We start from the raw sequence: 8446 nt of genomic DNA on the forward strand, positions 1-8446 counted from the left end.
GATGAAAAGCAAGTGCGCATGGCCCATCTTGCCATTATCGGCAGTTACTCGATAAACGGTGTCGCCGCCTTGCACTCTGAGTTACTGAAAAAAGGCTTATTCCATGATTTTTATGAACTCTGGCCGCATAAATTCAATAATAAAACCAACGGTGTAACCCAACGTCGCTGGCTAGCCTGGTGTAATCCGGACTTAAGTGAACTGATTACAGACACCATTGGTGATAAATGGATTACTCAACTCACCGAGCTGAAAAAACTGGAAGAGTATGCCCATGACAAAACGTTCCAGAAGAAATGGCATGCGGCTAAACTTGCTAATAAACAGCGCTTGGCAAAATTAGTGAAAGATAGCTGCGGCGTCGAGTTTAATCCTGAAGCGATGTTTGATATTCAGGTTAAACGTATTCACGAATACAAACGTCAGTTACTTAACATCCTGCATGTTATTCATCTCTATGACCGTATCAAACGTGGCGATACGAAAAACATGACGCCACGTTGTGTCCTATTCGGTGGCAAAGCCGCACCGGGTTATGTCATGGCAAAACGTATCATTAAATTGATAAATAATGTCGCCAGTACAGTAAATAATGATCCGGATGTGGGTGATCTGTTAAAAGTCGTGTTTTTGCCAAACTACCAGGTCTCAGCCATGGAAGTGATTTGTCCTGCAGCTGATTTATCTGAGCAAATTTCTACTGCCGGTAAAGAAGCCTCTGGTACAGGCAATATGAAATTTATGATGAACGGTGCAATGACCATTGGTACGCTCGATGGTGCCAATATTGAAATTCGTGATGAAGCCGGCGCAGAAAACTTCTTCCTGTTCGGCCTGACTGAAGATGAAGTAACTGAGCTTAAACCAACATATAATCCACGGTTTATTATTGATAACGATGCTGACCTGAAACGTGTTGTCGACTTATTGGAGTCTGGACACTTCAACCAATGTGAAGAAGGCTGTTTTGATGACATCATTGCTGCCTTTACCAGCCCCAATGATCCGTGGATGACCGTCGCCGATTTCCATAGCTATGTCGAAGCCCAACAACGCGCCGCAGAAGTTTATCAAGACAAAGAACGCTGGATTGCAATGAGTATTATGAACAGTGCCAATAGCGGTATGTTCTCTACTGACAGAACCATGGAAGAGTACAACAACGATATCTGGAAGCTGGAAAAAATTAACCCACGCTATTAATTGATTGATGCCAAGAGAGTGTTATCACTCTCTTGGTAAAAGACACTGTGAGCCGTAGCAGATTACGGGCAAAGTCCGTATAATCTTCGGCTCAACTTCACGCGCCTGTAGCTCAGTTGGATAGAGTACCAGTTTCCGAAGCTGGGGGTCACAGGTTCGATTCCTGTCAGGCGCGCCATTTTGTTTATCAAACACCTTCTCCCAATCATAAGAAGGCCGGCTTGGTTATGAATCCATTTGCCAGCATATCAGAGCTGGAAAAAAACCTAAACCTTGAATAACACCAGTTTCTCTTGCAGTCTGCCAGCAGCTAGATCCAGTTCATTCCCCACGCCACGCAATTGTTGCGCTCCTTTTGAGGTCAGGTGCACCAGTCGCGAAACCTCGGAAAGATTATGATTAACTTCATCACAAGCGGCTGACTGTTGTTCTGTGGCTGCAGCAATTTCCAGCGTCATTTCAGTCACTTCTTCGATAGCCTGATTAATATCATTTAACGCTGATTCTGCCTGCTGTGCCAACTCTACTGTTTCTGATACGTGTTGACCGCTTAGATCTATTGTATTTAATGCTAGCTGATTACTTTGCTGCATGATGGTTAGTTGCTTACGCATATCAGCCACAACCTGGTGAGTCTGACTCGCCAGATTTCTAATCTGCTCTGTAACGGGGTCTGACTCAGCTTTATTCTTACTGACCGTAGGATTATCTGTGGATTGGCTCGCCAGATGATTGATTTTTAGTGCAATCTCATCAAAAACTGAGATAACTTTCAATATATTATCGACATTTTTTGCCATACTCTGCACGGCAACTTCCGACTGGCGAACCGACTGACTGATGTGATCAATGGTTACAGTTCTTTTTTGAAGAACTTCTGTCCCTACTGTTGTTGCATCATTAGCATATTGCACAAATTGTGATGTTCGTTCAGCACTTGCAGCGATTTGCTGTGCTGATGCAGCCATCTCATTCATCATCAGTACCATATCCTCGATCAGGCTTTCTTGTTCTAACATCTGAATGCTCGTTTCTACACTGATCTGTCGGCCTTCCGAAGATAATTCACTGACATCACTGGCAACTGGAAGCAACTGCTTAACCAGATTTTGTAGCTTTTCAATAAAGGTATTTAATAGAAGAGATAGTTTGCCTGTTTCATCACGATAACTAATATTCAATCGCTGTGTGAGATCGCCTTCTCCTTCAGCTATGGAAGTCACCAGTGTGGTCATTTCTGTCAGTGGTCGGATACTTTTGCGAGCCACCAGCCATATCGTAAACACCCCAAGTAGTGAAAGAAATAAGCCTAATATTGTTGTTGTCGTTATAAACCGTTCTTGTGCGAGTTCAAGGAACTGATTTTGCTTGATTACATCAGCCATCACAATTTCTTCGGGTACTTCCATATATGCAATCCAACGTTGCTCATTGCCCGGCAGATGGAATGGTTTCATGACGATGAATTGTTGCTTGGAGTGTAGAATTCTGGTTTCATCACTGGCCGCCACTTCTCTGAGATTGTCGCGTATTGATGCTTCCAACACTCTCAAGTTCTGACCAATTAAATAAGGATGTTGACTATGTCCTGAGATCACACCTCTGGGACTGACCAATAATGTCCTTCCCCGGCCATCGTATAGTCGTGACTCAACGTCACTGATCACTGATTGCAAGAAGCTGGCAGAGATATCCACACCAGCAATACCGATAAATTGCTCATGCACTTTTATCGGAGCGACAAGACTACTCAATAAGACTTCCTTGTCATCTACAGGGTAAAGATAGGGATCAATTACACAACTTTTGCCACTCTCTTTTGAACAGAGATAATATTCCCCAACTCTGTTGCCGTTCTCATCCAGGTTTTTGTCCTCCAACCCTTCCAGCAAAGCCACCATAAAATCATTATTGTCTCTCGTCACATAGGGCATGAAGCGACCTGCAGCATCACTTCCCTTTGTCTGTTTTGCCAGTTTATCTGCCCCATCAAGTGCATTGGGTTCAAAAGCCACGTAGGTCGCCAGAAAGTTTGGGTGGTCCGATAAAGTTTGCTCAAGCATGCGAATGGCCAACTCTCGTCTATCATGGTTGCCTTCGGACTTCACAACAGCATTCATTGCAGAGGCAACACCCTGTATTGAATGCATTGCAGATAAAAGCGGTGTAGATAATTCCCCGGCTGTATCACTAGCCAGTACCTGAAGATAGTCTTCAACCTGACCACGTGTCACCTCATAACTCTGAGCAGCAAGCGTTTGTTTTATCTTGTCAAACTGCCATAGTCCGACCAAGACCGCCATCAAAACAACGCTAAGAAGCCCGAGTCCAGCCCAGATGCTAAAACGTTGTTGAATGGAAAAATGCATTGTTTATTCCCGACATGTCACATACCGAACACTGGCTGATGCCAGAGCTATCTCAGAGCACTCTAATTACGGTGGACAAATCTGTCACATTTTCTATTACAGCGCAATTATCCCCCCCCCTTTCTCCAAAGGAATCACATACGCTTCAATCAAACGGTGTTGCTCTTAAACCCCATTCAGCAAGGAGCACATGAAAGACATTTTAAGAGTAGGCTAATCATTAACTTTCAGGATGTATGCTCATACTGATGATGCTTTTTTTGCTGTAAGGCATGGGCGACTAATATGCCAATTTCGTACAACACCCACATGGGAATAGCCAACATAAACTGAGAAATAATGTCAGGCGGCGTAATAATAGCGCCAATAACAAACGCACCAACAATGACGTAGGAACGCGCTTGCTTCAATGCCGTCACACTTACCATCCCAGCCGCGACCATCAGTACCACCGCGATAGGTGTTTCAAATGCCAGGCTGAAAGCAATAAAAAGCACAATGATGAAATCTAAATATTTACCAATATCAGTCATCACCGCGACTCCTTCGGGAGCTGTACTGGTGATAAAACCGAACACGACAGGAAAGACCAAGAAAAAAGCAAAAGCCATCCCACAAATAAATAGAAAAACACTGGTGATGACTAAAGGTGCAATAAGATGGCGCTCATTGCTATACAAACCAGGCGCGATGAAAGCCCAGATCTGGTAAAGCGTATAGGGAGATGAAATGATAAAGGCGGCTAACATCACCACCTTGAGAGGAACAAAGAAAGGGGTAGTCACTTCAGTGGCAATCATTTGTCCCCCTGCTGGCAAAGCTTGTAGTAAAGGGGTTGCCAAAAACTGATAAATATCATTTGCAAAGGGAAATAATGCGAGCATGATGAAGAAAATCCCAGCCACAATTTTCAGCAATCGTTGTCGAAGTTCTAACAAGTGACTGAAAAATTCTTCTTTACTACTCACTTAGCGATTCCTTCTGTTGGGTCACACTTTTTTTATGCTCAGCGACTTTGGTTGTTGTAGCACTAGGGTTTTCCCTGGCTGTTTCTGAAGCAGGCGTTTCAGAGCGGCGAATCACTTCGGCAACCGGCTGCATGCCTTTACGAAGCTCATCATTCAAGCCTTCTTTTTGTTGTTTTAGCTCTTCCTGCAACCGTAAAAGATCGTCAGATCTCATTTCTTGATCGATATCGTCTTTAACAGCCGTCATAAACCGTTGAATACGCCCCACCATCACACCTAGAGTCTGCGCTACCTTTGGAAGTTTAGCGGGACCAATAACAACCAGCGATACCAATAGAATGACGATAAGCTCGGGGAAGGCGATATTAAACATAGTCAAATACGCTGGTGTTACTGTTTATGCCTGGCTTTGTTATTCACACTGTCAGTTTGATTGACAGCATGATCGATAACACTGATGTCTTGCTCTTCACTCATCGCTTGTTTAAATCCTTTGACAGCACCGCCCAAATCTCCACCTAAATTCCGTAATTTTTTGGTGCCAAAAACAAGCGCTACAACCGCCAGAACAACGAGCCAATGCCAAATACTAAAAGACCCCATTTAACTGTCTCCTTAAATGATGTGGATATACTAAGTTTCTATAATTATGATTGGGCGTACGTAATCAAAGCCGTGATCGCTCCAGTGTCTCACTCGGACACTCCCCGAATAGCTCACGGTAATAACGTGCGAACAAACTCATATGCCAAAACCCCCAATGCGATGCCACACAGGCGATATTACTGATTTGCTCCGACTTGTATTGAAGCTCAGCCCGAATCTTGTGAAGACGAATATTTCGCATATAAGCAACAGGAGTGATGCCAAGCACTTGCTGAAAAGCATGGTTCAATGTCCGGCGACTAATATTCAGAGTGGTACAAATTTCACCAATGGTAATGGGATCACAATGCTGGGCTAGCGTGAGCTCACGTACACTTTTGACGATATAGCGATGTACTCTGTACTCATGTCGTCGGCCGTTGTTGTTGCTGACCGCTGACAGTGCCTGCACACACACACTGAAAACGGTATCTTCAAAGTGTCGCCAACTGTTTGGATGACTGGTGCCATCATCAAGATTTTTCGCCATATGCTCTGTGCCGATGTATAAGATTGCCAACAAACGGCTTTGTATAGCAGGAGGAAGCGCCTCTACTGGATTTGCCCTATCCATAATGGGGCGAAGATCCACCTTTTCTACTCTTTCTGCATATTCCTCTAGCCTTTGCTCAGCAATGACGGCAACATTGATTTCAGACGAATGTGAAGTCCTGAATAAGAGTTCATCATTTTTATCCAGAGTAATCAGCGAATTTTTGTCTAGCTTACTGCCACACCATAAAGCCTCACCCTCAACAATAGTTGGTAATCCAATCACATAACTGCCTGGTGGTGGACTGGCAAGCTCATCCACAGAACGATTCATCGCTTCACGAAAGATCTGTACTCCCTGACAAGCAACACTGGTCACCGTACCTGAAAACTGCCCTTTATCTAGTTGCGTGTAATCTTGTGACCACATTGGCAAAGCTGCTGCTTGCTCTAAGACATCAGTTAATTTAGAGCGTACTGCTTTTATTTCAATTTTAGCTAGGTCGTCATCTACCCATATCTTTTCTTGATTCATATTTCTCTCCCTCGGAACCAAGCCATCAAACAAACCATAACTTATTATTTTTATTAAGAATATATTGGTTTACCTGTCTTATTATTTTTATCAGGTTGATAACTGGCACTTACGATAATAGGCCTTTTCTGGGATAGCTAATAGTAGAAATCGGCAATATGTCAGTCTGAATAATGAACTGAGTTTGATCATGGCTGTAGGGAGAGGACCAGTATCATCACTCAGACCATCGATGAACCATCATGGCATGAGCGAAGAATTGAGCAGATGACAGACTATCGAAGGTAAAACAGACAGTTAGCCCAATCATCACTCATCCACTCACATGTTAGATAACATCCTCACTGTGTTATGCCGTTAACACAAAGTTTCAATTGAAATAGCGTTTGACTAGCAAGAATCGGCAACATCAATAGTAGTTATCCCCATTCTGATACTTCAATGCCAGTTTTTGATACGGCAGGGATTTCCCTCTGGCTATAGTTGTTACGAAATTATTTCATCAACAACAAGTGACCGGCAGGTCCGAGGAGGTAGAGAGTGAGAGCAGATACACACGCTGGTGATTATAGCCAGACATCGACTGTTGAGAACAGCTCAACATGTGTGCCTGATGCGATTAGTTTTTCTGAGTCAAAATCATCAGGACAGCGATTTGCCATTATGTTATCGGCAATAACCATAGGTGTTGCAACAGGCATTGCACTGAATACACAAGCGTCATCGATGCTGACGGCAATGTTTTTCGTTTTAACTTTTGTTGGTGGCCTGTTATCCACTTGGTCTCCATGTGGGTACTCAAGCCTGAGCCTGCTGCGACCAGCCGGGAAATATTCTTTTGGTTCAGTCGCTCGCTGGACCCCCACCTTCATTACTCATGCGATTGGCTATGCCATCGGTGCACTCATGTTGGGTGGTGCACTAGGTTTAGTGGGTGCTTTCTTATTCGAACAGTTAGCTTTCAGTCATATGATAATGGGACTGGCGATACTAGCAATTGGTTATGGGGCACATCAACTTGGCTTTCTAAAAATGCCCTACCCACAGCGTCGAGCTCAGGTTCCACATGATGCTCGTTTTCGTTTTCGCTCCTCAACAATTGGCCTGCTTTATGGCTATGCGCTGGGGATGAACTACCTGACTTACGTACAGACACCGATCCTCTACATCGTGACCGGTGCTGCGTTGCTGAGTGCTGATGTCACTACAGCAATCACTATCATCGCCATCTTCAACATCGGGCGCTGTCTGCCTGTTGCGGTGAACTTTCTGCCTATTTCCAACCAGTCCGTTCAAGCTTGGCTAGCGAAATGGCAGGAACGTGCTGTTGAACTGGATGGGTTTCTTCTGCTGTCAATCGGTGCAGCCGCATTAACCATGTTATCGCTGTAAACACAGGTGAGACCTCATCCTTAACTCATAATAAACCAAAATAGTTTGGAGAAGATATGACACTATTTAACCTTAAATCAAAGCTGCGACAAAAAAGTCTAGCAGGGGGCATTGCTACGGCAGCGCTGATGGCTACCACTTATCCAGCACTAGCTGATATTGCTGTTGAACAACAGACCATTGAAGTTGCCCCAGCCAGTGACTCAAAGCGTGTTTATGTCACTGACCCTGGCCATTTCCAGATGACCTCTCAGGTGTTCACCATCGACGGTAACAACAACAAGATCCTGGGTATGTCTGATGCCGGTAAGCTGCCTCATGTGCTGCTCGGTGACCAGGGTAACTTCATGGCGATTGCTAACACCTGGTATGACCGCATCGCCCGGGGTAACCGTGATGATTACATCGAAGTCTTTGATACACAGACTCACGATGTGACAGCAGACATTGATATCCCTGAAGGTCGCTTCCTGACCGCTGTTTTTACCCACATGGCAACGCTGAGCACTGATGACAAGCACATGATGTTCCAGCAGTTTTCACCGATACCGGCAGTGGGTCTGGTTGATCTGGAACAAAACAAGTTCGTCAAAATGATGGATACCCCGGACTGTTACCACCTGTTCCCGGCACCGGAACAGAACGTGTATATGCACTGCCGTGACGGTTCAATGCTGAAAATCAATTACGACGATGAGGGTAATTCCACTCAGACTCACAGCGAAGTGTTCCATCCGGAAGACAGTTATCTGGTCAATGAGCCTTACTACTCGGATGTCACTAACCGTCTGGTATGGCCGGATTACGAAGGCCGTATCTATCGGGCAACCCTGACTGCTGAT

General features: G+C 44.6%; 8 protein-coding genes and 1 tRNA gene. 4 read left to right on the forward strand and 5 right to left on the reverse strand.

Going from position 1 to position 8446, the window contains the following annotated elements:
- Together glgP and B4K20_RS04505 are read left to right on the forward strand one after the other, a co-directional pair.
- A partial coding sequence (gene glgP, locus B4K20_RS04500; protein ID WP_289282029.1) for a glycogen/starch/alpha-glucan family phosphorylase occupies nucleotides 1-1203 on the forward strand: 1203 nt, incomplete at its 5' end.
- 101 nt (nucleotides 1204-1304) lie between these two features.
- Nucleotides 1305-1381: transfer RNA gene (locus B4K20_RS04505), tRNA-Arg, on the forward strand.
- An 88-nt stretch (nucleotides 1382-1469) separates the two neighbouring features.
- On the opposite strand, the gene B4K20_RS04510 is transcribed toward B4K20_RS04505, so the two are convergent.
- The 5 genes from B4K20_RS04510 to B4K20_RS04530 form a co-directional block, all read right to left on the reverse strand.
- Nucleotides 1470-3572, reverse strand: coding sequence for a methyl-accepting chemotaxis protein (locus tag B4K20_RS04510; RefSeq protein WP_289282030.1), 2103 nt, complete (start codon nucleotides 3570-3572; stop codon nucleotides 1470-1472).
- A gap of 227 nt (nucleotides 3573-3799) precedes the next feature.
- The gene (gene tatC / locus B4K20_RS04515; protein ID WP_286303685.1) at nucleotides 3800-4540 is read right to left on the reverse strand and encodes a twin-arginine translocase subunit TatC; all 741 of its coding nucleotides are present in this window, start codon (nucleotides 4538-4540) and stop codon (nucleotides 3800-3802) included.
- Nucleotides 4533-4913, reverse strand: a complete 381-nt coding sequence (gene tatB / locus B4K20_RS04520; protein ID WP_289282031.1) for a Sec-independent protein translocase protein TatB — start codon at nucleotides 4911-4913, stop codon at nucleotides 4533-4535. Before tatB ends, tatC begins: the two co-directional genes overlap by 8 nt.
- 17 nt (nucleotides 4914-4930) lie before the next feature.
- A complete protein-coding gene (gene tatA, locus B4K20_RS04525; protein ID WP_286303683.1) occupies nucleotides 4931-5143 on the reverse strand; it encodes a Sec-independent protein translocase subunit TatA in 213 nt (70 codons plus the stop codon).
- A 64-nt stretch (nucleotides 5144-5207) separates the two neighbouring features.
- Nucleotides 5208-6212, reverse strand: a complete 1005-nt coding sequence (locus B4K20_RS04530) for a helix-turn-helix domain-containing protein (protein ID WP_286303682.1) — start codon at nucleotides 6210-6212, stop codon at nucleotides 5208-5210.
- Between the two features lie 540 nt (nucleotides 6213-6752).
- Between B4K20_RS04530 and B4K20_RS04535 the strand changes: the two genes are divergently transcribed.
- Both B4K20_RS04535 and B4K20_RS04540 read left to right on the forward strand, forming a co-directional pair.
- Nucleotides 6753-7604 carry a methylamine utilization protein MauF gene (locus B4K20_RS04535; protein ID WP_286303681.1) on the forward strand — a complete coding sequence of 284 codons (852 nt, stop codon included), beginning with the start codon at nucleotides 6753-6755 and terminating at the stop codon, nucleotides 7602-7604.
- A gap of 56 nt (nucleotides 7605-7660) precedes the next feature.
- Nucleotides 7661-8446, forward strand: a 786-nt coding sequence (locus tag B4K20_RS04540) for an amine dehydrogenase large subunit (protein WP_289282032.1), incomplete at its 3' end; no start/stop codon positions are given.

This window comes from Methylophaga sp. UBA5088, assembly GCF_002414625.1.
In the GTDB taxonomy this organism is placed as follows: Bacteria; Pseudomonadota; Gammaproteobacteria; order Nitrosococcales; family Methylophagaceae; genus Methylophaga; species Methylophaga marina.

Excerpts from the sequence above, each read along its gene's own strand:
- B4K20_RS04510 (WP_289282030.1), bottom strand. The coding sequence starts at position 3,572 with ATGCATTTTTCCATTCAACAACGTTTTAGCATCTGGGCTGGACTCGGG.
- tatB (WP_289282031.1), bottom strand. The coding sequence starts at position 4,913 with ATGTTTAATATCGCCTTCCCCGAGCTTATCGTCATTCTATTGGTATCG.
- tatA (WP_286303683.1), bottom strand. The coding sequence starts at position 5,143 with ATGGGGTCTTTTAGTATTTGGCATTGGCTCGTTGTTCTGGCGGTTGTA.
- B4K20_RS04530 (WP_286303682.1), bottom strand. The coding sequence starts at position 6,212 with ATGAATCAAGAAAAGATATGGGTAGATGACGACCTAGCTAAAATTGAA.